Below are 22,721 nucleotides of genomic sequence, written 5' to 3' on the forward strand. Positions count from 1 at the left end.
GTTAGATTAATTGAAAAAATTTAATGAAGTACTTGAGCCAAATGAGCAAAATATTGCTCTTAATACCGTTTTTTCTCAAAGAAACAAGGTCTTCGCGGTTCATCTTGATTTTACTTTTGAAATCTTTACTACTGATACCACCATCTCTCATTTTTACACTGATAAGATCAGAATAAATACACTTAATCTTATGTATGTAAAGCATGCGAAGCAATAAATCAAAGTCTCCTGAAATTCTAAACTGAGGATCGTATATCCCAAAATTTTCATAACATTCTTTCTTTACATAAAATCCGGGGTGGGGAGGTTGAATCCCTATGCGGAATTGCCATAGTCTAAATCGTTTGGCATTATAGAACCGCCAAATTTTTTTAAAATTATCATTCTTGTAAATGGCAATACTGCTACTCACTGCATCTGTTTGCCTTGAATTGAAGATGGCGACTATTTTGCTGATAACTTGGTTGTCTGCTAAAAAATCATCTGCATTGACAATCCCAATAATGTCTCCGCTGGCACGTTGTATCCCCTTGTTCATAGCATCATACAAGCCTTTGTCAGGTTCGCTGATAAAGGTTGTAATTTTATTTGCGTATGAAGATACTATTGATTGAGTGCCGTCTGAGGAGTTGCCATCTATTACTATATATTCAATATTGGAATATGTTTGATTAATAACGGAATCAATACATTGGGCAATAGTTTGACTCCCGTTATATACTACTGTTATGATTGAAACTTTCAAATTATTCAATAATTCTCTCTTTAATTTTGATAGCAGGATTGCCTCGGTATATTGAAAAAGATTCTAAGTCAGACGAAGCCACTGAATGTATAGCCAAGACACTGTGGCTTTTGCAAATTGTGCCTCCGGTAACAATTGATTTTGCACCAATCCAAACACCATCTTCTATAATGATAGGGGAGGTAATCAGGTCAAAAGTGCTTTTTTTGTAATTATGATTACCGCAAATCAACAATGCACCTTGAGAAATGCAGCTGTTGTTCCCAATACTGACTTTTTCTAAATTATCTATCCAAACATTTTCACCAATCCAAACATGGTCTCCAATGCTGAGTTTCCATGGATATTTGATATTTACTTTTGGTTTGATTAAGACACCACAGCCAACTTTAGCACCAAATAACCTAAGTAAAAATCGTTTGCAAGCATAGAAAGGAAATAGATAAGAGTTGAAAATGATGGCATTGATACAGTACCACATTGCAACGATAAGAGCAGAACGACCTCGATCGAATCCACCTGTATTGTAAACTGCTAAGTTAGTATTGCCGATGCTCATTAACGTTGGCAAAAATAGGGATTACTATTCAAAATCAGAGAGTTGATTTATTGATATTTCTTATGATACAGTACATGGAAAGTATCAAAAATATAAAGATAAAATACTCAAAATGTTAGACAATTTTGCAAATGTATTTTATGTGTCTGCTTTTAGCCTTGTTAATCGATATTGGTTTTATAAAAGGGACTATGACTTTACTTTCGTGCCATATATCTTAACAAAAGGCAGATTTTTATGAAGCAATTTTTCAAATTCTTTTTTGCATCAGTTCTGGGTTTCTTTGTATCCTTTCTAATAATTTTTATCATCGGGTTGATATTGATTTCAGGAATGCTTGCAGCATTTGGCAGCAAAACCGTACAACCAAAAAGCAACATGGTGTTGGAATTGAATCTAAACTATGAAATTGGTGAACAAACAAAAGAAAATCCCTTTTTTGAGTTATTAAACAAAGATGCACCACAACCTTTGGGCTTAGATGAAATTCTTTATAATATTAAAAGAGCTGCAAAAGATGATAATGTAACAGGCATCCTTGTGCGTCCCGGTATGTTGATGGCAGGCTATGGAACCTTGGAAGAAGTAGCGAATGCTATTAAAGAGTTTAGACAGTCAGGGAAATTTGCGTATGCCTATTGTGAACTCTTGACAGAGAAAAACTACCTGCTTGCCAGCGCCTGTGACAGTATTTTTCTGAATCCATCCGGAACACTTGCTTTAGATGGGTTAGGATATAATGTGATTTTTTATAAAGGGTTATTAGATAAACTTGGAGTAAAAATGGAGTTGTTCAAAGTGGGTACCCACAAAGGAGCGGCAGAAGTCTATACACAACAAAGCTTGAGTGATGCAAATCGTGAACAGATTAAGCGTTATATTGACGCGTTGTTTAACAAATTCTGTGAAGACGTTACATTAGCAAGAAATATTGACAAAGAAGATTTTAAGAAGAAAGTTGCAGGATTTGAAATTCAAACACCGCAGCAAGCACTGGATAACAAATGGATTGATGGGGTGTGGTATGAGGATCAAGTGGCTGATTTGATTAAAGAAAGTACAGGACGCAGTAAAAATGATAAGATTTGTTTTACAAATCTTTCGAGCTATCGCAAAATGAGCGGCCCTAACCTTCGCAACAGTAATGCAAGTAATAAGATTGCATACGTATATATAGATGGAGAGATAACATACAACAACAATCAAGTGGCAGGTCAACCCAGTTGCAAGTCTTTATTGCATACACTTAGAAAAGTAAGGTATGATAAAGCTGTTAAAGCATTGGTGCTTAGAGTGAACTCTCCCGGAGGCAGTGCTTATGGTTCTGATCAGCTCTGGCGTGAAATTTCATTAATACAAAAAGTAAAGCCTGTTATTGTATCTATGGGTGATGTTGCAGCAAGTGGTGGATACTACTTGTCAGCCCCCGCAGATACTATTGTCGTGTCAAATTACACATTGACGGGTTCTATAGGAGTATTTGCCTTATATCCAAATGTGAATGTGTTTTTGAAAGACAAACTTGGGTTAAGTTTTGAATCGGTAAAAACCGGTGAATATGCGGATATTGCAATGCCGGGCAGAGATTTTACCCAAACAGAGCGCACCATTATTCAGAATGGAGTCAATCGCGTTTACCAAGATTTTACAAAAGTTGTGAGAGAAGGAAGAAAACTGGATAGTGTTGCAGTTGAAAATATTGCTGAGGGTAAAATTTGGATTGCCCAAGATGCAATTAATAATCATTTAGCAGATGTGGTTGGAGGCATTCAAACTGCAATTGATATTGCTGCATTTAAAGCCGGTTTGGATTCAGGAGACTATAAAATTATTTACTTGCCTAAACATGATGATTTTATGTCTTCTCTGATGGATTTTAGTTCTCGTATTCAATTGAGTCGTACTAAACAAGAACTTGGTGACTTTTATATCTACTATACAAGTTTAAAATCTGCTACCGAACGGACGGGCATGCAGATGTATTTGCCTTTTGTTCCAATTTTGGATTAAATGCCGCTATTGTTGGAATTATCCGTGTGAGAGTTCTTTATTTTAAATTACTTTTGCACTATGAACTCTCATTTTCAAGGCTATGTAATTTATTACCCTGATAAATATTACAAGTTGTTATGGGAGTTAGGAAAGGACGCTGAATACAGCTTTGAAAGACGAGATATAGAATTAGGAGGAGTTGCAAACTCAATACGCGATTTGTTTTTTGGATATTATGTCAATATTGAAGAGTTGGAAGTTGAGATTTTCCTATATCGGAATAAAGGAATAAAAGGTCAACTACTTGTCAATGCTAAGCCTTTGCCCGATTTTGTTATGATTTCAAAAGGCGAAGACCCCGGAGATTATATAGGCTTGTTGGCTAACACAATTAAAAAAATGAAAGGAGTGCGACAGGTTGTAACTGTCCCGATGTCGAATTTTATTAAAATTAAAGAACTAATTTATAACTAAAGAAATGCTAAAAAACGTTTATAAATCTACTTTTAACAGAACAAAAATTGTTGCAACCATAGGACCGGCAACGTCCTCTTATGAAATGTTAAAGCAAATCATGCTTGCAGGAGTAGATGTATGCAGAGTCAATATGTCCCATGGAACCTATGAGCAACACAAACAAGTAATAGATAACGTTCGAGCGATAAATAAAGAATTTAACTCTAATGTGTGTATTTTGCTGGATTTACAAGGACCCAAGTTAAGAGTTGGCAATATGGGAGAAAAGGGAGCAATGCTTGAAAAAGGACAGTCAATTGCTTTGACCACTGATGAAATTGAAGGTAATGCAACGACTATACCCATTCGTTTTGAATCACTTTCTAAAGATGTGAAACCCGGTGAAAGAATCTTGCTTGATGATGGTAAAATTCATATTAAGATTACTGAAATTATTAATGATACTCAGGTCATGGCAGTTGTTACAGAAGGAGGAGTGTTGAAATCAAACAAAGGATTTAATCTTCCTGAAACAAGTGTCTCATTCCCGGCACTCACTGAAAAAGATATCAAAGATTTGGCATTTGGTTTAGAAAATGAAGTTGAATGGGTGGGGCTTTCGTTTGTTAGGCATGCCAATGATATACTTGATTTAAAACAAAGAATTGCAGCCGCAAAGAGCAATGCAGTTGTAATTGCAAAAATTGAAAAACCGGATGCGGTAAAAAACATTGACTCCATTATTGACGTTACAGATGGCGTAATGGTTGCACGTGGTGATTTAGGCGTTGAAATGCCTATTGAACGTGTGCCTTTGATACAAAAAGAAATAGTCGAGAAGTGTCTTGCAAAAGCAAAGCCGGTTATTATAGCTACCCAAATGATGGAAAGCATGATTGAACGCTCTATTCCAACAAGAGCTGAAGTTACCGATGTGGCAAATGCTGTCATAGATGGAGCAGATGCAGTAATGTTAAGCGGAGAAACTTCTGTAGGCGAAAATCCGGTCTTGGTTGTAGAAACTATGGATAAAATTATTAGAGAATTGGAAAAAGACAAAAGGGTGTATTACAAGGGGGTGAAACCGACTAATGATTCTCCAACTTTTCTTTCGGATGAAATTTGCTTTACTGCCGTACGCATGAGCGATCATATCAATGCCAAGGTAATTGCCGGTATGACAAGGTCCGGTTATAACGGTCATAAACTTTCTTCTTATAGACCTGAAGCCGATATTTTTATTTTTACTGATAATCTTGTACTGCTAAATAGAATGAATTTGGTATGGGGGGTGAGAGGTTTTTATTATGATAAGTTTTCAAGTACTGATGAGACATTTGCGGATGTGATTCAGGTATTAAAAAATAGAGGAGGCGTTGAAGCAGGAGACAAGGTGATTCATACTGCAAGTATGCCAATCTTGAAAAAAGAACGTACAAACACCATTAAAATCACAATTGTAGATTAAGTCTATTCGACATTATGAAAAAATTATTAGCACTTCTCTTTTTAATTCCGATGTCCATTAACGGTATTCGTGCGCAAGATGATGCCGTTGTCAAATTAATTATCACTAATAATGGTATTTATTTCAATCTAAGCGACATCTTTATGTTTAGAATGAATGACGAAAAATTTGTGTTAAATATGGCTTTCCATACTCATGGCGAAGAAACAATATTATATATTCCTGTTGTGCAAGGACAGACAGAGATGGTTAGGTTGTTGTATGATAATAAAGAACGGAAATACATTGATATTTTTTTACCGGATGGCGACACAACCATAGTGAAAATTGATTATCAGAAGAATGTAAAACACCCGGTTATTCTAAAAGGAAATATTAACCAAGACTACTACGAATTTATTCATAAAAAAGAAAAATATGAATCTGATTTGGATGAATTAATGAGTGCGTATTGGCGAGCAGAGGCTAAAAAAGACAAAAAAGATATTTTGAAAAAAATGGAAGAAAACAAGAAGGCATTTGAAGCAGACTACTTCTATTTTACCAAAAAAAATCAAAGGAACGTGTTGAGTGCTTATATCTATAATACGCCCATCAAAGATTTCAACTATAAAGTATCAGTAAAAGAGCATAAGAAAGATTTGATTGAAAATTACTGGAAGAATATCAATCTAACGGATACTCGATTGTTGCATACATTTCTCTACAGAGACCTTTTAGAAGAATATATTAGTTTTTATTTTGATGAAAATTTGTCTCCTTATGAACAAGATTCAATGTTAATGGTTGGTGTAAAGAAAGCGATGGATGCGTTTTCTGAAACAGAAGCACATAGAAATTTTGCTTATAATTTCTTAATTAATGGTTTTGAATCACAACAAAATACAGAGTTAATCAGCTATATAACCATTCACTATGCCGCACCTGAACAGTGTGATACAGAAGGGACAGAAAGTTCTGTTGATAAAGTTGCGCAAGCAAATGAAAGAATGAGACCCGGTAAACCCGCTCCCGAACTCCCTTTGCTCAATACGGATGGGTCTCCTCTCACACTGCGTGAGATTAAGTCAGATACAGTTTTGGTTTTGTTTTTTTCGAGCCAGTGTTCGCATTGCGTAAAAGCATTGCCTGAACTTGATAAAATGATTCGCAATACACATATTCAGGTTGTAGCTGTTTCAACTGATAAGGATGAAACGGAATATAGCAGATATATCAAAAAGTATCCCGACTGGATTCATTATTGTGATTTTCGTGCCGGTGATTCCAGACCCGTAAGAGAGTATAATATCAGCAGTACTCCGACTTTTATTCTCCTTGATAAAGATAGAAGGATCATTGACAAATACAGGACTGTTGATCAGCTTAGACAAGTCATTTTAAAAAAATGAAATCCTTATATCTATATCTGTTTTGTGCATTTATTGTCATGCTTCAACCCGACTGCTTGTTTGCTCAAGGAGATGTATATGCACAAGGCAATATTGAAATGCGAGAAGGCAATTACCAACAGGCAGAATATTACTATAAAATCGCTTTAGAAAGAGAACCTAAGAACGTGTTGATTAGTAACGCTTTGGGAATCTGTTTAATGGCTCAAAAGAAATATTTGGAAGCGGATAAAGTGTTTGAGTCTGCAATTGAATTGGATACTAATTATCAAACAACATTTTGGAATTTGGCTAAAAGTGCCACCTATCAACGTAAAGATAGTGTTGCAATTGATTGGTATGAACGTTTTATCAGAGTCGCAGAAAGACAAAAGATTTCTGTTACACAAGCACACTTGAATGTTGTGATGTGTTATGAGCGGATGTTGACGACTACCGGTATTCTCCAAGAACAGTACTATAACCTTATGCACCATGCAAACCGATTTATGGTTCTTTTCCCCGATGCACCTGAAATTAGACCTTTGCAAGAGTTTTTATCTAAATTAGCATCATCAGTCCCTGATTTTAATGTTCCTGGTCAAAGGTTTGTTTACAGGGGATAAGCCATTTTTAATTCATTCGTTTTAATACAAAATCCCAATTTATTCTGTTGAAATAAAATAGGATACACATGATTAATGAGTAATTTTGCGCAGCAAATTATAAATAAAAGCACACGTGGGAAATATCACAATGATAGGGCAGTTGATTGCAGCTTTGGCAATCTTGGTTACACTGCATGAATTAGGACACTTTTTAGCAGCTAGAGCATTCGGAATCAAAGTCGAAAAATTTTATCTCTTTTTTGATGCATGGGGAATTAAGCTTTTTAAGTTTAAGAAAGGCGACACTGAATATGGTATTGGTTGGCTGCCTTTGGGAGGCTATGTAAAGATTGCCGGTATGATTGATGAGTCGCTCGATACTAAGCAACTGAAAAGCGAGCCGCAAGCATGGGAATTTAGAGCTAAACCTGCATGGCAACGATTGATTGTGATGGTTGCAGGAGTTGTTGTGAATCTGATATTGGGTATTTTTCTCTTCTCCATGGGGATTTTTGGATATGGTGATGAGTATTTACCTATGAAAGCCATCAATGAAAATGGAGGTATTGCGGTTTCCGAAATGGGAAGACAATTTGGCTTTGAGACCGGTGATAAAATAATTAGTGCAAATGGTACTCAGATTAAGAAGATTGAAAGTCTGTTTGCATCTGATATCATGTTGGCAGATAAAATTGAAATAGAAATTGAGCGTAACGGACAAGTTCAAACGTTGACAATGCCCAAGGATTACATGAATACAATTTCAGCAAACAAAAACGAATTGCCTTTCTTTGCTCGTTATCCTTTGTGGGTTGATTCAGTGTTGACAGAGTCACCTGCCGCTAAAGCCGGTTTGCAGAAAGGAGACAAAATCAAAGGATTTATTCTTGATAAGGACAAAACAGTCCAGGTGCAATACCAAGATGAGTTGGCACCAGCATTGAATGACTTTGCAAATAAGCCAATAATGGTAATGATTCAAAGAGGAAGCAATGATTTGTCTCTGCCGATTATGGTTGATTCTACATTGAAGTTGGGATTTCTTGTTCAGAATGTTTATGCTGACAAAGTTGAAAAGGTTTATTATGGATTAGGAGAGTCTTTTGTTTTAGGGACTACCCGTTCTTTTGGGCTGATAATAGCCAATGCAAAAGGATTGGGTCAAGTGATTACTGGTAAAATTAAAGCACAAAATGCCCTTCAAGGACCTGTTGCTATTGCTACATACTTTGGAAAAGTGTGGGACTGGCAAAGGTTTTGGAATTTAACAGCAATCCTCTCACTTATTCTTGCTTTTATGAATTTGTTGCCAATTCCGGCATTGGATGGCGGACACGTATTTTTTCTATTGATTGAAATGATTATAGGCAGACCCGTAAATGAAAAAATTATGCATGCAGCGCAAGTTGCCGGAATGATAATCTTGATGGCGTTGATGGTGTTTGTCATAGGAAATGACATTTTTAGGTTGTTTAAATAGTGTGAGCAATGGATACAAGCAATTATTTTCGTTTTTATGGTTTTGAACCGGAGTTTGAAATTGACGAAAAGTTGTTAAGAGAAAAGTTTCTTCAAATAAATCGAGACTTTCACCCTGACTTTTTTGCCTTAAATCCTGAAAAACAACAAGAGGCACTTGAAATATCTTCATATAATAACGATGCTTTCAAAACATTAGAAACATTTGAAAAAAGAGTTGCTTATTATCTGAGTTTATACGGTTTATATGATAAAGAAAGCAAAGCCGAACTCCCCCCTGGTTTTTTAATGGAAGTCATAGATTTGAATGAAGAAGTGGCTGATGCGAAAATGGAGGATAATGCAGAAGCAATAAATGCAGTCAAAAATAAATTAGCTGACCTTATGCAAAATTGTATCGCTGAGTTAAAAAAGATGGGATCGCAACTAAAAGGAAATAGTAAAAGAGAGGTGTTGCATCAAGAAGCCAAAACCGAATTTCAGAAGTACAAATATTTTAGTCGTTTGTTGTCAAAAATCTAATTCTATGCAATATTTCATTTTGCTAAATACGAATTTTGCAGAGAATTATAGGTTAATTTTGCTTCCATGAGAATTATAATTGCATTATTCCTATTGTCAGTTGCTGTAACGTCTTGCGATTCAAAGACTTTAATCAATGAAAAGTCCTACCTGCCTGAGTCAGGTTGGTCTTATGATAATATACCGTCTTTCCCTTTTGTAATTGAAGATACGTCAATTTGCTATAATGTGGGATTGAACCTGCAAATCACAGAGGAATATAAATACCGAAATATATACATGCTTGTACACTTGCGCGATCCGGACAGCAAAGATGTGGTAAATAGGATTGAACTGGATTTGGCTTCAGTTGAAGGTAAATGGTTGGGAAGTGGTTCAGGGAGCACTAAGTCATATAATCTGCCAATTAGCCAAGATTTATGTCTTAAAAAAATTGGAAGATATGCAATTGGATTTGAGCAAAATATGCGTGATACAGTCTTGCAGAATGTAAAATATGTTGGTGCATCAATCTCAAAAGGGAATCCGGTATTTTAATGATGCTTTCTGAATGCCACTCATTTATCAATCTGAAATAAAAAACAAGGCGGTTGTTGGCGTATGGCATATCCAAGAACCCATTTCTTTTTTTCTTGAACAACTCAACGAAAATCAGGTTCCTGATGAAAAGTTAGAGAGCCGTAAGTTTGAAAAATTGGGAACAAGCTATTTGTTGAATGTTTTAGCAAAAAGAAGTATTCACCATACTGTGGTGTATGATACATTTGGTAAACCTTTTTTAGAGGATAGTGCTGATTCAGTTTCATTTTCACACAAGAAAAATCATGTAGCTGTCATGCTTGCTAATGATAAACTATTGCCGGGAATTGACATAGAAACTGTTTGCAACTTGCCGGTAAAACTTGCTCCAAAGTTTGTATCAGATAATGACATAATCCCGGATGGAATTTTAACTGTTGATCAAAAATTTACTTTAATCTGGGCTGCAAAAGAATCTTTATACAAAGTGTATGGAAGAAAGGAACTTGATTTCAGGAAAAATATGAGTGTACACTTTAAGAGCCCGAATCAACTGGTTGGATTTGTAGAAAAGGATGCAGTAACAATGCAACTTCAGTTACGGTATGAGTTTATTAATAATTTAGTCTTAGTACATACTCTTTAAGGACGTAAATACTTAACTTCTTTTATCCTTGTTTTTCAACCAAATTCTAAAGATGATAAACATGAGGATAGGGACGCCAATATAAAAGAGGATGTTATACCATTTACTAAAATCAACCGGTCCGAAAGCATCTGGCTTGGGAGCATCTGTTGGGATTTGAAAAAACATGATTGTGAAAGATTTGCTGCAATACTATGACAAATAAGAACATTGTTTAGAACATTTTCTTCATGAGTGAAAAATAATTAGGCTAACATATTGAAATATAGAGTTATTTTGACCCTTCTTCTAACCTATGTTTGAACAAATAGTTAAGTATTTAGAAACAATAGATCCAATTATGGCTGCGCTGTTAGCCACTTTGTTCACTTGGTTTCTAACTGCATTGGGTGCTGCAATGGTTTTTCTTTTTAAAACCATGAACAAAGTAGTGATGGATGGGATGTTAGGCTTTACAGGTGGTGTGATGATTGCTGCAAGTTGTTGGAGTTTGTTAATTCCGGCAATTGAAATGTCATCCGGAGAAGGTTTTATAAAGGTATTGCCTGCTGCAATTGGTCTTTCAATCGGAGCAATTTTTCTTTTTTCTTTAGATAAATTATTACCTCATCTACACATAAGCACAAAAATCACTGAAGGGGTCAAAACTCCTTGGCAAAGGACAACTTTGTTAATTTTAGCAATAACCATGCATAATATACCGGAAGGGTTGGCGGTGGGAGTACTCTTTGGAGGTGTAGCTGCAGGAATACCGGAAGCTACAATACCCGCAGCTGTTATATTAGCAATAGGTATTGGGATTCAAAATTTCCCCGAAGGCATTGCTGTCGCGCTTCCTTTGCGAAGATTAGGTATGAGCAGGAGAAAAAGTTTCTTCTACGGACAAGCATCTGCTATCGTAGAACCAATTGCAGGTTTCTTAGGTGCTTGGGCTATTACCTTTTTTACACCTGTTTTGCCCTATGCGCTTTCTTTTGCCGCAGGTGCAATGATATACGTTGTTGTTGAGGAGGTTATACCGGAAACTCAGCAAAATAACAATACAGATGTTGCAACACTTGGTTTTATTGTTGGTTTTATAGTGATGATGGTGTTGGATGTCGCTCTTGGATAACGATTCCGCAGCGCCCGCTGATCTGCTTTATGATTTTATTAGATTGCCAATAAATACATTGTCTCCTGATATTATTTTGATGTAATACACACCAGGCGCAAGTTCAGAGCCTTCAATTGTTAATTTACCATTCTCAGTTGCTTTTGATGTATATGACATTTGAAGCTTTCCCTCTATATTAAGTACTTGTATCATTGTTGATTTGTTGTAAGTTTCAGGAAGTGTAACAGTAAACTCATTTGTGAATGGATTGGGATATAAAACCGGCTTATTTAAATTTTGTTTTTGATGAAATACAATTGTCTTATAACCAATATGATTTCTACTTCCATCCATATCCACTTGGTAGATTGAATAATAAGTCAGTGTACTTGTTAAAAAGTCTTTAAAATTATAAGTATGATTAGCATAAGAAGTGCCATGTCCCTGAACAGTTCCAATTTGTTTCCACGCTTCATCTCCTATCTTCTTAAAAACTTCAAAATGACTGTTATTTGTTTCTTGGGCGGTTGTCCATGTGAGGGATGCATGGTTGTTGATAATTTCGGCACTAAAGTCAATCAGTTCAACCGGTAGAGGCGAATAATTAAAACTTACGGTCTGGTAAGGAATTCCTACGCCACTAATAGCAATTTTCACTTGAGTACAAAAAGAAGCGTTATATCCTGAACAGTTTCCGTTGATAAAAGAATGTCCCCCTGAGGTTGAAGTGTTTGTTTGTCCAGAACCACCGCCTTTTGGTAAGCTGAAAGACATAATTGAATTATCACATTGAATAGTCCCTTGTAAAGTATAGAGAGTTATGGGTGAAATTGTAGTACCTGAACTATTGTGAAAAGAAATTTTGTAGTCAATTTCTGCTCTGTTAAAAGTACAGTCTCCACCTGTAGGGGTAACAATCAAATCTACTCCCAATACCGTAATTTCTACATAGTCCCCACTGGAAGAATAGACTTTAGTACTGTTTTGAGAGTAAATAGGGTGAATCAATAGACTGAGGAATAGAATTGATAAAATGTTCTTTAATGACATAGTTTGGTTTTTAAGTTTATATAAAAGTATTTAGTTGTGCAATCATTTATGATTAGTAAAAAAAGCGTGCGAAGCTATGGTTTTACCAGGTATTTGTGTGTTTTTATTCTATAAATTGATAAAAATATGCCATGATTTCATGTGATGTAACCAATTGACAGTCAGTTGTGTAATAGAAGGGTTAATTTATTGTGTTTAAGGAAAGAGATGAAAAGGAGTTTAATCAAGATACAAATCACTCAAATCGACTATAATAGGATAGATTGTAGAAGTTTGAATACCTTTGCAGTTCAATTTAGAAAAGTATGAGCGATCATCAAATGATAATAAAAGTTGACGGAATGACTTGCAGTAATTGTGCGCGTTCTGTTGAAGGTGCTGTAACGAGTAAGGGTGGAAAGAATGTTGCAGTATACCTGGCTGATAAAGAAGTAGTGTTTAATCTTTCTCACGATGTTACCTTAGACGAAGTGAAGGCTGCAATTGAGGATAGAGGTTACAAAGTTCTTGAAGATATTAAGCCCAAAGACGAAAAAAAAAACTAAGTCCTTTACAAACCAAGTTTCTTATTAGTCTGTTGTTCACCCTGCCTTTTTGGGTGAATATGTTGGTTCATATCCCTTTATTTCACAACGGATGGGTGCAGTTTTTGGTAGCCATGCCTTCACTTGTGATCGGGTTTAACTACTTTGGCAAAAGCGCTTTCCATTCTATAAAAGACCGCAATCCTAATATGGATGTGTTGGTAAGTTTGGGAACTATTGCAGCAACGCTCTATAGTCTTGCTTTAATTTATTTGAATGGAGCCGTTGGTGGTCATTTTTATTTTGAAACTGCTGCAACCATCATCACCTTAGTGCTGCTTGGGAATAATATTGAAGAAAGAGCACTTGCTAAAACTTCCATCCAAATGCACTCGGCTGCCGCATTGCTCCCTGTCATGGTCAATAGGGTTGACAAGGATAAGGACAGTGGTAAAACTTCGGTGAGTCATATCATAACCGATGATGTAAAGATTGGAGATATTTTGCTCGTAAATGAAGGTGAGAAAGTACCGGCAGATGGCAGAGTGTTAGAAGGAGATATTGAAGTTAGCGAAGCAGCCATTACTGGCGAAAGTGCACCGGTGTTTAAAAATGCACAAGATGAAGTATATGCAGGCAGTGTTTTGGTGAGTGGGAATTTTACGCTTCTTGTTGAAAAAATCGGTAAACAAACGCTGGCAGGGCAGATGTCGCATTGGATTAGGTCTGCACAATCATCTAAACCTCAAATCCAAAAACTTGGTGATAAAGTCAGTGGGGTTTTTGTACAAGTTGTAGTGAGTATTGCTGTATTAGCCTTTGTGTTGAACTACTTTGCTTTTGATATAAGCTTAGAGCAATCAATTATGAGAGCTATTGCAGTACTAGTGGTTTCTTGTCCATGTGCAATGGGATTAGCCACTCCAACTGCGGTTTCTGTTGGTTTAGGACTAGCTGCACGCAAAGGTATCTTGGTTAAGGGAGGGCAAGCTCTCGAACGCTTTGCTTCGGTTAAAGTGCTGGCATTAGACAAAACAGGAACAATCACAACCGGTGATTTTCTTGTGGAGGATTTTGTTGCTCCTGCAGGAAATGATGCTCATTATAAAAACATTGTGTGGCATATAGAACATCGTTCTTCTCATCCTATTGCCAAGTCCATTGTCAAAAATCACAGCGATTGGGAAAGTGCTGATTTTAAGTTTGATGAGATTGAAGAGAAAAAAGGATATGGGATGATTGCTAAAGGTGTAAATAGCGTTGTTTATAAACTAGGTTCCGCTCGCTTTAGCAATGATAATAATTTACCTATGGCAGATTTGTATTTGTGGGAGAACGACAAATTAGTTGCATATTTTTCCATAAAAGACGAGCCGGTTTCAAATCTCAAATCAATATTGGATTATTTCAAATCAATGGGGGTGAAACTCTTTTTGGTAAGTGGTGATTCAAAAGCTAAAGTTGAGACAACAAGTAAAGGATTGCCGTTTGATGAAACGTATGCAGAGGTTTTGCCTGCACAGAAGATGGATAAATTAGAGCAATGGCGTAAAATAGGTATTACTGCTATGACAGGTGATGGTATTAATGACGCTCCTGCTCTTGCAGCTTCTGACATTGCTGTTGTTATGGGGCATGGCAGTGATTTAAGTAAGCAGCAAGCTGATTTCATACTCATGGATAAGGGGTTGCAAAAAATTCAAGATGCGCATAAGATTTCTAGGATAACACTCGGAGGGATTAAACAAAACTTATTTTGGGCTTTAGCCTATAATATTGTGGCAATTCCTGTGGCTTCTATGGGTTTTTTAAATCCGACTTGGGCTGCTCTATTTATGGCAATGTCGGATGTTGTAGTTATTGGGAATGCACTACGTTTGAGGTTGGTGAACTTGAACAAATGATATACACTTTTTAAGATCGAAAATTTATCTTTCTCTAATGGGTTCCCTAAGCGCACTTTCTTTGCAGGACAGATAGTTGCGATTGTTTGTATATGATAATTTTTATTTGTTATCATAGAGCAGTGAAAAATGGCAATTCCTCTCATTTCAAAATGAATTACTTTCGCACTCTACTGTGTTTACTGCATTGAAAAAATTTGGATTACATATTCTCATTTTATTCCTGACACTGATAGGGGTATGGGTTGAGAATATTCCACTAAACCAAACCAAGCATCAGCAGGGAATTGTCAATCAATTTACCAATTATATAAAAAATTATGAAGAAGCACAGATTCAACTGTTAACTGCCGATGGACCTAAAAAGAGTTTATATCCATTGCAATTGTTTATCTTTAGCGGGGACAGTGCTGTTTATTGGAGTTCTGATAAAGTTGCATTTAAACCATTTAAGGTAGATGATTCGATTTATTCAAGTTACAGGAATTTTAATGATGGATTTTATAGAGTATTTGCACAAAAGGATAAAGAAGGACTGACTCACTATTCACTTTTGAAATTAGCCCATCATTTTCCTAATGCTGTGCATGGGATGCCACAAAATAAGGCAGTTCGTTTTGTGGAGGTTGGAGATGAGTTGATACTAAAATCGACACCCACTGACTCTTCATTTTTTCCGATAAATATTCAAGGTTCATCCCCCGATTTTTATGTAAAAATATTGACACCTGAAATTGGGAATGACTGGTGTTTGTGGTTTTATATTCCCGCTTTATTGCTATTGCTTGCTTTAGTTGCTCGACTGTTTATCTTTTCAAAGACAATATCTACAAAAGATTATCGCATAAGCGCATTGTTTGTTTTTGGTTTTTTATTATTACTGCGCATAACATTTGCGAAAGGGATTTTTCTTCAATTCTTGTCGCAGAGTCCTTTGTTTTCACCGGAGCTCTTTGCACATTCATATTTATCGAGTTCGTATGGAGAAAGTTTTCTGAATATTCTCATCATTGTGTTTTTACTGTTGTTTTTTAGAAAAACTAAACTACTGAAGGGAAGGATTGGGTTGTTGCCGGCAATGTTAATCATCAATGCATTGATAGGTTTTTTTATTTATTGGCAACTGAATGAAATGCAGCATTTAATCATTGATTCAAAAATCAATTTAGACCCAACTGTTATAGATGAACTCAATGTTTATACGCTTTTAGGTATTGTGCTGATAGGCTTGTATCTATCATTGTTCTTTATTTTCTGTATATGTATTCGCGAGCTTATTAATACAACATACAAGAATACAAGGTATGTTTATTTAATTTCTTTGATAATGCAATTAGTCTTTGTGGCAATTGCGGCAATTTTTGCTATAAACACTGTTCAAACTTGGTTTATATGGATTGGATGGATATTGTTGGCATTGAGTGCAATATATTTTATTGTGAACTATTCACAAACACAAGATGATTGGTCTAAAATCTTTGTGATGTTGGCATTTGTTCTTCTTAACTCTCATTTAATCAATGGGTTGTTAGAAAAAAAAGAACATGAATATAGAAAAATATATGCTTACAAAATGCTGCATGAACGTGATTTGGAATTAGAAAGACGTTTGTTGGAGGCAGAAGATAAGTTAGAAGGGAATAATGTATTTGAGAGTTGTATTTATGAGGACTCTGCATTCAATCGAGAAGAGTTTGAAGAGATATTAAAATACGATTATCTGATTGATTTCATGAGCGATTTTGATATTTTTATTGAATCCTTTTCGGGTAACAGTGCTAATTGGACTGCAAGGCAGCGACAAAGTTTTGATAGTTATCATAAACTGTATTTGGAGACAAGCGAAGATGGATTAAGCCACAGTTTTCTTAAAGTTCAGGAGAGCAGTGGTTTTTCGGGTTATATTTCAGCTCATATTACCGGAGATTTTAATTCATCTGATTTTCAGTCAGTGTTTATCTTATTACGCCAAAAAGTGAGAAGTTCTCAACGCGCATTATCGGAGTTTGCCGGAAAGTCGGCAGGTATTCCTACTTCTCCTTACAATTACTTTCATGCATTGTATATTAATGATAAACTCAATCGTGTTAGTCCTGAGTTTCCGTTTGAGCGTTACAACGTTAGATTTCGCACAAAGGCACAAGAATCTTTTATAGAACAACAAGGATTTAGTTTCTTCATCTATCAACCCGAACCTGAAAGAGTATTGGTCCTGGCTACACCTTTGCGAAGTACAGCAAACCGATTTACTGTTTTTGCCGGGCTGATGTTGTCCTTTTTTACAATATGGTTTTTGTTTTTAAGCTTGCGGTTAAGTATTCGTCTCATTGTGTTGAATGTAAAAAGACTGTTGAGCGGACATAGGAATAAATTTTATTTTCCAGCTTTTAAGAATATGCTATTGCAAAGCAAAATTCAAACTGCATTAATGGTTGAATTGATTTTGAGTTTCGTTGCAGGAACGGTAATGGTAGCAAATTTTATTACGGTAAATTATGAAGATACGCAACAAAGGCAGATTTTGGAAAAAATTCGAGGTATCTCAGGTGAGTTGGAAAAGTCAGGTATAATGGATTTTGGTATTAAAACAGGTCCTAAACGTGAGTTTCTCATCGATTTATCGGAAAGTTACAATATAGACATTAGTCTGTTTAACTTGAACGGTACACTTTGGTTGTCCTCAAGTCCTGATTTATATAAAAATGCAGTTATCAATGAATTTATGAATCCGTCTGCTTATCTGCGGTTAGCTCATGATAAATTGTATTCGTTTAACCAAAACGAAAGACTGTATGGATATAAATATGGCTCATATTATCAAGCATTCTTTGATCATAACCAGAGTTTAGCGGGTTACATACATTTGCCGTTCTTTGCCAGACAACAAGAAACCAACCGTGAACTTACTTCGTTGTTGGTGAATATGTTGAACATATTTGTAATCTTTTTTATAATCACAGGGGTGATTTCAATCTTTTTGTCTAAGGTTATCACAAGACCGCTTGCCGGTATTGCATTGAGCTTGCGCAAACTAAGAGTTGGAGGGAAAAATGAGGAGATTAGTTGGCAAAGTAATGATGAGATTGGGCAATTGGTCAAAACTTACAACAAAGTATTAAATCAACTTGAAGAAAGCGTTGAAAAATTAGCATCTACTGAACGTGAAGGTGCTTGGCGTGAAATGGCTAAACAAGTAGCGCATGAAATTAAAAACCCTCTCACTCCAATGCGTTTAAGCGTTCAACATTTGTTGAGATCTGTTTCTCAAACAGCGCCCGATGTACAAGAAAAAATCAAAAAAGTATCTGAATTGCTTATTAATCAAATTGATTTGATGTCAAAGATGGCAGAGGAGTTTTCGTCTTTTGCTAAAATGCCGATGGCAATTCCCGAAAAATTTGATGTATGTTTAATGTTGCTTGACACTGTTGAACTATTTGAAAAGTCTGAAGATTTTGAAATCAGTACAGAAGGAACGCATGCTAAGGCTATTGTGCATGCAGATAAGGATCAAATTAAAAGGGTGTTTACAAACCTGATAAAGAATGCGTATCAGGCAAAGCAAGAAGACTCTATCAGCCGTCTTAAGATTGCATTGAGTATTGTTGGAAAAGAAGTGCTGATTTCCTTCGCTGATAATGGAGTTGGAATTGAAGAGGAGTTAAAAGAAAAGATTTTTCACCCAAATTTTAGTACAAAAACCTCAGGAATGGGATTGGGATTGGCTATCTCAAAAAAAATAATTGAACTTGCAGGAGGTAATATCAGTTTTGAAAGTACTCCTGGCGAGGGAACTACGTTTTATATTACTTTGCCACTTGCAGAAAATTGAAACTAAAGTGCTTTATAAATAAATGGCTACAACAATATGCTATATTACTATACATATTGAATGTTTCGGCTTTTTATGCAACTGCACAACAAATTCCTAATTTTTATTCTAACCGTACTGTTGATTTAACTATTAACACTGATACAGTGTGGATTGATAGTTCAATTCGTTTTGTGCCTAGTACTGTTATTATCAAAAATGGAGATGTAATTCTAAGAAAACAATTTGACTATCGTATTATGACAGAATTGGGTTGCTTGGTATTTGATTCTGTTTTTATTGGGCAAAAGGTTGTGTTGAGTGGTCGGGTGTTTGACCCCGCAAAAATTGCCTTTGAGACTTTTCATAAAGACCCGCGTATCATAGAGCCGGTGTTTATGCAAAACCCTTTTGTTTATCACGCGAATGAAAATGCGGAATTTGAAGATATTTTTAAACAGAGCGGACTGAATATACAAGGAAATATTTCAAGGGGAGTAGGAGTGGGCAACACCCAAGACTTAGCCGTCAATTCTGATATGAATTTGCAAATCAATGGAAAACTTGGAAATGACATTACGATTGAGGCGGCAATATCAGATCAAAATAACCCTATTCAACCGGAAGGAAATACGCAACAATTACAAGATTTTGACCAAGTATATATCAGTTTTTCAAAAGATAGCTCTAAGCTAAGGGTTGGTGATTTTTTGATGTCAGGAAATAGGCAGGATTATTTTATGAAGTTCAATAAAAAGTCAAGAGGATTGCAGTTTGTCTATTTAGACACATTGTTTGGAGGTCGCAATTATACAGTTGCAGAATTTGCTATTTCTCGTGGACGGTATGCCAGAAATGAAATTCAAGGACAAGAAGGAAATCAAGGTCCGTACAGACTTTCAGGCATAAACAATGAACTGTTCATCATAATTATCTCAGGAACTGAATCTGTGTATGTTGATGGTAAACAAATGCAACGTGGGCAGCAGAACGACTATGTCATTGATTACAACTCAGGGGAGTTAACATTCATGCCTCGCACCTTGATAACTCAATATAGTAGGATAGTTGTAGAATTTCAGTACGCGGATAGAAATTACGGTCGCTCAATTTTGCATGGTTCTGACATTTTTCAAAAAAACAAAGTTACATTTAGAGCTAATTATTTTTCAGAACAAGATAATAAACGTCAACCGTACCAACAATCATTGGATTTGTTTGATTCTTCAAGTAATCGCAGCGCAGAAGATGTGCTTACTGAAGCAGGTAATAACAGTTCGCTGATGAACATTCCTAATGTTAGAAAATACCGAACCTTTCAGCCGGATAAAATTATGTATCGATTGATTGATACGCTTGGTACAAGTATATACCGCTATACAGATGACCCTGCAAGTGATTCAATATTTTATCAAGTAACTTTTTCACGTACAGAACCAGGCATAGGAAATTATAGGCAAACAGTAAGTCTTGCCAACGGCAGGGTGTTTGAGTGGGTTGCGCCTATTGGAGGGATTCCTCAAGGGAACTATGAACCTGTTGTGCAACTTGTGGCACCTCAACGAATGCAAATGTTTTCAGCCGGAGTGGATTATCAACCGGACAGTAACACAGTCATTTCGGTTGAAATGTCTGCAAGCAACAATGATCAAAATACATTTTCAAGTTTAGGTAACTCGAGCAATGCAGGATATGCAGGAAATATTAGAATAGAAAGAAATGATAGTATTAGATTAAACGCAAAACATACCTTGTATTGGCAAAACAGGTTAGGAGTTGAATGGGCTGATAAAAACTTTAATTTTATTGAAAGATATCGTGATGTTGAGTTTGAGCGTTCGTGGAGCAGACAATATGCCAACCCAAGTTCTATCAGGACTCCTCAGGAAGAACGAGTTTTTAATTTTAATGGAAAAGCAGGTGTTGGAGATAAAATTGCAGTAGCCTATCATACGTCTATGTATCAACGTATGGGAACATTTGAAGGTAAGCAGTTAGGCTACAACTTTATGGGGCAACATAGAGGTTTTAAAATAAATCAAAGCACTTCCTTTGTGCAGACTGTTACGCAGAAACTGAACCTTGTGAACAATCCTTTTTCTGTTTCTAATATTGCATTTGATTCCAGAGGTTCGTTGTCTAAGGAAATAGGGCGTAGCACAATTCTGAGCGCAGAATATGAAACAGAAGAAAGTCGGTTCAAAGATGACACAAGCTCAGCATTGGCGATGACAAGTTTTCGTTATTTTCAGTCAGGTGTTACGTTGCAACACAATGTAAATAGTGTTTTCAACGGTAAAATAAATTTCAACCGAAGAAAAGATTTTCTCCCCAAAAGTGAAAATCTAGAACCGTCTGTTGCTTCAAATAATGTGAGTGTAAGCATTGAAAAAGAAGGCAAAAAATGGAAAGACAATTTGAATTTTACCTTATCCTATCGCGCAATTGAACATTTGGACACAGTGCATACAGGTAATCTGCCTGATAGGACATTACTTTCACGAATTGAATATCAGTTTGGACTCTTTCACAAAAGCATTGTTTCAAACACATATTATCAAATCGGAACAGGACAAGAGCAAAAGAGAGAGTTCGTATATGTTGAAGTTCGTCAAGGGCTTGGAACATACGTCTGGAATGACTACAATAAGAATGGGATTCAAGAAATAAATGAATTTGAAACAGCGATATTTCAAGATCAAGCAAATTTTATCAAAGTCCTTGTACCTACAGGCGAGTATATTCGTTCCAATACCAATGAATTTAATCAAACCCTACGTATTACTCCACCCCTACAATGGCAAAGCGGGAACCGACTCAAAAAGACAATTTCAAGATTTAGTGCGCTTGGAACATATAGGGCTGATAGAAAATTAATGGATAATAGACTACTCACTCTCCTCAATCCAATTGATATGAGTATTGCAGATACTGCATTGATTAGTTTGAGTTCTTCAATGCGAGGAACGTTGTTCTTTAACCGTGCGAACCCCAAGTTTGGTTTGGATTATAATTATCAAAAGAATAAAGTCAAACAATTTCTTGTGCAAGGATTTGATTCAAGAAACATAGCAAAACACAATCTTAATATGCGTATCAATTTTACAGCTGATTGGTCATTAATTACAACGGGGGAGATAGGAGAACGAGGTTATTCAAGTGATTATTCGATTGGAAGAAATTACCTATTTAACTATGTTGAAACAAAACCCGAAATCTTTTGGCAGCCGGGTAAATCTTTTAGGATAGGAGGATTTTATAAATATTATACTGCAACAAACGATTTAACATTGGGTGGAGAAAAAGCACAATGGAATGAATATGGTGCAGAGTTTAGAACCTTTCTTAAAAACCTGACTACAATTGATGGGAAGTTCAGTTTTGTTCAAATTCACTACAACGGATTGAGTTCCAGTCCGGTTGCTTATGATATGTTGCAAGGGTTGCAAAACGGCAAAAACTTTAGCTGGCAATGCTTAGTAGGAGGTAGAATTGGTAAAAATATTCAAATAACCCTTCAGTATGAAGGACGTAAGAATGAAACTGCACCGACTGTACATGTTGGTAGGGTAGAAGCACGCTATTTATTTTGATTGCAGTTTGGGGTGGTGGAGATTTTCAATGAGCAATAATCATTTATTTATTTCATAATTGAATCTATGAAAAGAAAAAGTCGTGGTAGCAGGATTCGAACCTGCGACCTTCCCGTTTTCCACGGGACGCGCTAAAAGTCCGAACGAGAAATTAAGAATAAAGAATAAGGATTTACAGAGGATAAAAAGTCGGGGTAGCAGGATTCGAACCTGCGACCTCCTGCTCCCAAAGCAGGCGCGATAACCGGACTACGCTATACCCCGAATGTTTTATTGAAAAGAACTCTACCGCGGTGAGGGGGGGATTCGAACCCCCGGAACGGTTTCCCGTTCGACAGTTTAGCAAACTGTTGGTTTAAGCCACTCACCCACCTCACCA

General features: G+C 36.2%; 18 protein-coding genes and 2 tRNA genes. 14 read left to right on the forward strand and 6 right to left on the reverse strand.

Annotation, left to right across the window (positions count from 1 at the left end; translation table 11 throughout):
* Window position 1 precedes the first annotated feature (1 nt).
* Together M0R38_06940 and M0R38_06945 are read right to left on the reverse strand one after the other, a co-directional pair.
* Entirely contained in the window at window positions 2-754 is a 753-nt protein-coding gene (locus tag M0R38_06940) for a glycosyltransferase (GenBank protein MCK9481479.1), read from the reverse strand.
* A complete protein-coding gene (locus M0R38_06945; GenBank protein MCK9481480.1) occupies window positions 747-1,304 on the reverse strand; it encodes a WcaF family extracellular polysaccharide biosynthesis acetyltransferase in 558 nt (185 codons plus the stop codon). Before M0R38_06945 ends, M0R38_06940 begins: the two co-directional genes overlap by 8 nt.
* A gap of 237 nt (window positions 1,305-1,541) precedes the next feature.
* Here M0R38_06945 and sppA point away from each other — a divergent pair, with 237 nt between their 5' ends.
* From sppA to M0R38_06990, 9 genes are all read left to right on the forward strand, one after another.
* Window positions 1,542-3,314: a signal peptide peptidase SppA gene (sppA, locus tag M0R38_06950; GenBank protein ID MCK9481481.1), complete on the forward strand. Its 1,773-nt coding sequence runs from the start codon at window positions 1,542-1,544 to the stop codon at window positions 3,312-3,314.
* Between the two features lie 60 nt (window positions 3,315-3,374).
* Complete coding sequence (locus M0R38_06955; GenBank protein MCK9481482.1) at window positions 3,375-3,770, forward strand: hypothetical protein; 396 nt, start codon at window positions 3,375-3,377, stop codon at window positions 3,768-3,770.
* Between the two features lie 4 nt (window positions 3,771-3,774).
* Entirely contained in the window at window positions 3,775-5,220 is a 1,446-nt protein-coding gene (gene pyk, locus M0R38_06960) for a pyruvate kinase (protein MCK9481483.1), read from the forward strand.
* A 14-nt stretch (window positions 5,221-5,234) separates the two neighbouring features.
* Complete coding sequence (locus tag M0R38_06965) at window positions 5,235-6,611, forward strand: TlpA family protein disulfide reductase (protein ID MCK9481484.1); 1,377 nt, start codon at window positions 5,235-5,237, stop codon at window positions 6,609-6,611.
* Window positions 6,608-7,216, forward strand: coding sequence for a tetratricopeptide repeat protein (locus M0R38_06970; protein MCK9481485.1), 609 nt, complete (start codon window positions 6,608-6,610; stop codon window positions 7,214-7,216). The genes M0R38_06965 and M0R38_06970 overlap by 4 nt, the downstream gene beginning before the upstream one ends.
* 115 nt (window positions 7,217-7,331) lie before the next feature.
* A complete protein-coding gene (rseP, locus tag M0R38_06975) occupies window positions 7,332-8,678 on the forward strand; it encodes an RIP metalloprotease RseP (protein MCK9481486.1) in 1,347 nt (448 codons plus the stop codon).
* An 8-nt stretch (window positions 8,679-8,686) separates the two neighbouring features.
* Window positions 8,687-9,199 (forward strand): Fe-S protein assembly co-chaperone HscB, encoded by a 513-nt coding sequence (gene hscB, locus M0R38_06980; protein ID MCK9481487.1) that lies wholly within the window; start codon window positions 8,687-8,689, stop codon window positions 9,197-9,199.
* A 66-nt stretch (window positions 9,200-9,265) separates the two neighbouring features.
* Complete coding sequence (locus M0R38_06985; GenBank protein ID MCK9481488.1) at window positions 9,266-9,736, forward strand: gliding motility lipoprotein GldH; 471 nt, start codon at window positions 9,266-9,268, stop codon at window positions 9,734-9,736.
* Between the two features lie 13 nt (window positions 9,737-9,749).
* On the forward strand, window positions 9,750-10,364 hold the full coding sequence (locus M0R38_06990) for a 4'-phosphopantetheinyl transferase superfamily protein (protein ID MCK9481489.1): 615 nt from the start codon (window positions 9,750-9,752) through the stop codon (window positions 10,362-10,364).
* A gap of 12 nt (window positions 10,365-10,376) precedes the next feature.
* On the opposite strand, the gene M0R38_06995 is transcribed toward M0R38_06990, so the two are convergent.
* Window positions 10,377-10,532 (reverse strand): adenylosuccinate synthetase, encoded by a 156-nt coding sequence (locus M0R38_06995; GenBank protein ID MCK9481490.1) that lies wholly within the window; start codon window positions 10,530-10,532, stop codon window positions 10,377-10,379.
* A gap of 127 nt (window positions 10,533-10,659) precedes the next feature.
* Between M0R38_06995 and M0R38_07000 the strand changes: the two genes are divergently transcribed.
* Complete coding sequence (locus M0R38_07000) at window positions 10,660-11,478, forward strand: ZIP family metal transporter (GenBank protein MCK9481491.1); 819 nt, start codon at window positions 10,660-10,662, stop codon at window positions 11,476-11,478.
* 27 nt (window positions 11,479-11,505) lie between these two features.
* Here M0R38_07000 and M0R38_07005 read toward each other — a convergent pair whose 3' ends face one another.
* Complete coding sequence (locus M0R38_07005) at window positions 11,506-12,510, reverse strand: T9SS type A sorting domain-containing protein (protein ID MCK9481492.1); 1,005 nt, start codon at window positions 12,508-12,510, stop codon at window positions 11,506-11,508.
* A 305-nt stretch (window positions 12,511-12,815) separates the two neighbouring features.
* On the opposite strand from M0R38_07005, the gene M0R38_07010 reads away from it, so the two are divergent.
* The 4 genes from M0R38_07010 to M0R38_07025 all read left to right on the forward strand — a co-directional run bounded on the left by M0R38_07010 (window position 12,816) and on the right by M0R38_07025 (window position 22,342).
* On the forward strand, window positions 12,816-13,055 hold the full coding sequence (locus M0R38_07010) for a cation transporter (GenBank protein ID MCK9481493.1): 240 nt from the start codon (window positions 12,816-12,818) through the stop codon (window positions 13,053-13,055).
* A gap of 59 nt (window positions 13,056-13,114) precedes the next feature.
* Window positions 13,115-14,938 (forward strand): cadmium-translocating P-type ATPase, encoded by a 1,824-nt coding sequence (gene cadA, locus M0R38_07015; GenBank protein ID MCK9481494.1) that lies wholly within the window; start codon window positions 13,115-13,117, stop codon window positions 14,936-14,938.
* Between the two features lie 187 nt (window positions 14,939-15,125).
* Window positions 15,126-18,770: a HAMP domain-containing histidine kinase gene (locus M0R38_07020; GenBank protein ID MCK9481495.1), complete on the forward strand. Its 3,645-nt coding sequence runs from the start codon at window positions 15,126-15,128 to the stop codon at window positions 18,768-18,770.
* Complete coding sequence (locus tag M0R38_07025; GenBank protein ID MCK9481496.1) at window positions 18,767-22,342, forward strand: hypothetical protein; 3,576 nt, start codon at window positions 18,767-18,769, stop codon at window positions 22,340-22,342. The genes M0R38_07020 and M0R38_07025 overlap by 4 nt, the downstream gene beginning before the upstream one ends.
* 189 nt (window positions 22,343-22,531) lie before the next feature.
* Here the strand turns inward: M0R38_07025 and M0R38_07030 are convergent.
* Window positions 22,532-22,606: transfer RNA gene (locus tag M0R38_07030), tRNA-Pro, on the reverse strand.
* Window positions 22,607-22,633: 27 nt separating this feature from the next.
* Window positions 22,634-22,720: transfer RNA gene (locus tag M0R38_07035), tRNA-Ser, on the reverse strand.
* Window position 22,721: the final 1 nt, after the last annotated feature.

The sequence above is a fragment of the Bacteroidia bacterium genome (assembly GCA_023228875.1).
Lineage (GTDB): Bacteria > Bacteroidota > Bacteroidia > NS11-12g > UBA955 > JALOAG01.

Coding starts and splice junctions, on each gene's coding strand:
- M0R38_06945 (MCK9481480.1), bottom strand. CDS start 1,304: ATGAGCATCGGCAATACTAACTTAGCAGTTTACAATACAGGTGGATTC.
- sppA (MCK9481481.1), top strand. CDS start 1,542: ATGAAGCAATTTTTCAAATTCTTTTTTGCATCAGTTCTGGGTTTCTTT.
- M0R38_06955 (MCK9481482.1), top strand. CDS start 3,375: ATGAACTCTCATTTTCAAGGCTATGTAATTTATTACCCTGATAAATAT.
- pyk (MCK9481483.1), top strand. CDS start 3,775: ATGCTAAAAAACGTTTATAAATCTACTTTTAACAGAACAAAAATTGTT.
- M0R38_06965 (MCK9481484.1), top strand. CDS start 5,235: ATGAAAAAATTATTAGCACTTCTCTTTTTAATTCCGATGTCCATTAAC.
- M0R38_06970 (MCK9481485.1), top strand. CDS start 6,608: ATGAAATCCTTATATCTATATCTGTTTTGTGCATTTATTGTCATGCTT.
- hscB (MCK9481487.1), top strand. CDS start 8,687: ATGGATACAAGCAATTATTTTCGTTTTTATGGTTTTGAACCGGAGTTT.
- M0R38_06985 (MCK9481488.1), top strand. CDS start 9,266: ATGAGAATTATAATTGCATTATTCCTATTGTCAGTTGCTGTAACGTCT.
- M0R38_06990 (MCK9481489.1), top strand. CDS start 9,750: ATGCCACTCATTTATCAATCTGAAATAAAAAACAAGGCGGTTGTTGGC.
- M0R38_06995 (MCK9481490.1), bottom strand. CDS start 10,532: ATGTTTTTTCAAATCCCAACAGATGCTCCCAAGCCAGATGCTTTCGGA.
- M0R38_07000 (MCK9481491.1), top strand. CDS start 10,660: ATGTTTGAACAAATAGTTAAGTATTTAGAAACAATAGATCCAATTATG.
- M0R38_07005 (MCK9481492.1), bottom strand. CDS start 12,510: ATGTCATTAAAGAACATTTTATCAATTCTATTCCTCAGTCTATTGATT.
- M0R38_07010 (MCK9481493.1), top strand. CDS start 12,816: ATGAGCGATCATCAAATGATAATAAAAGTTGACGGAATGACTTGCAGT.
- cadA (MCK9481494.1), top strand. CDS start 13,115: ATGTTGGTTCATATCCCTTTATTTCACAACGGATGGGTGCAGTTTTTG.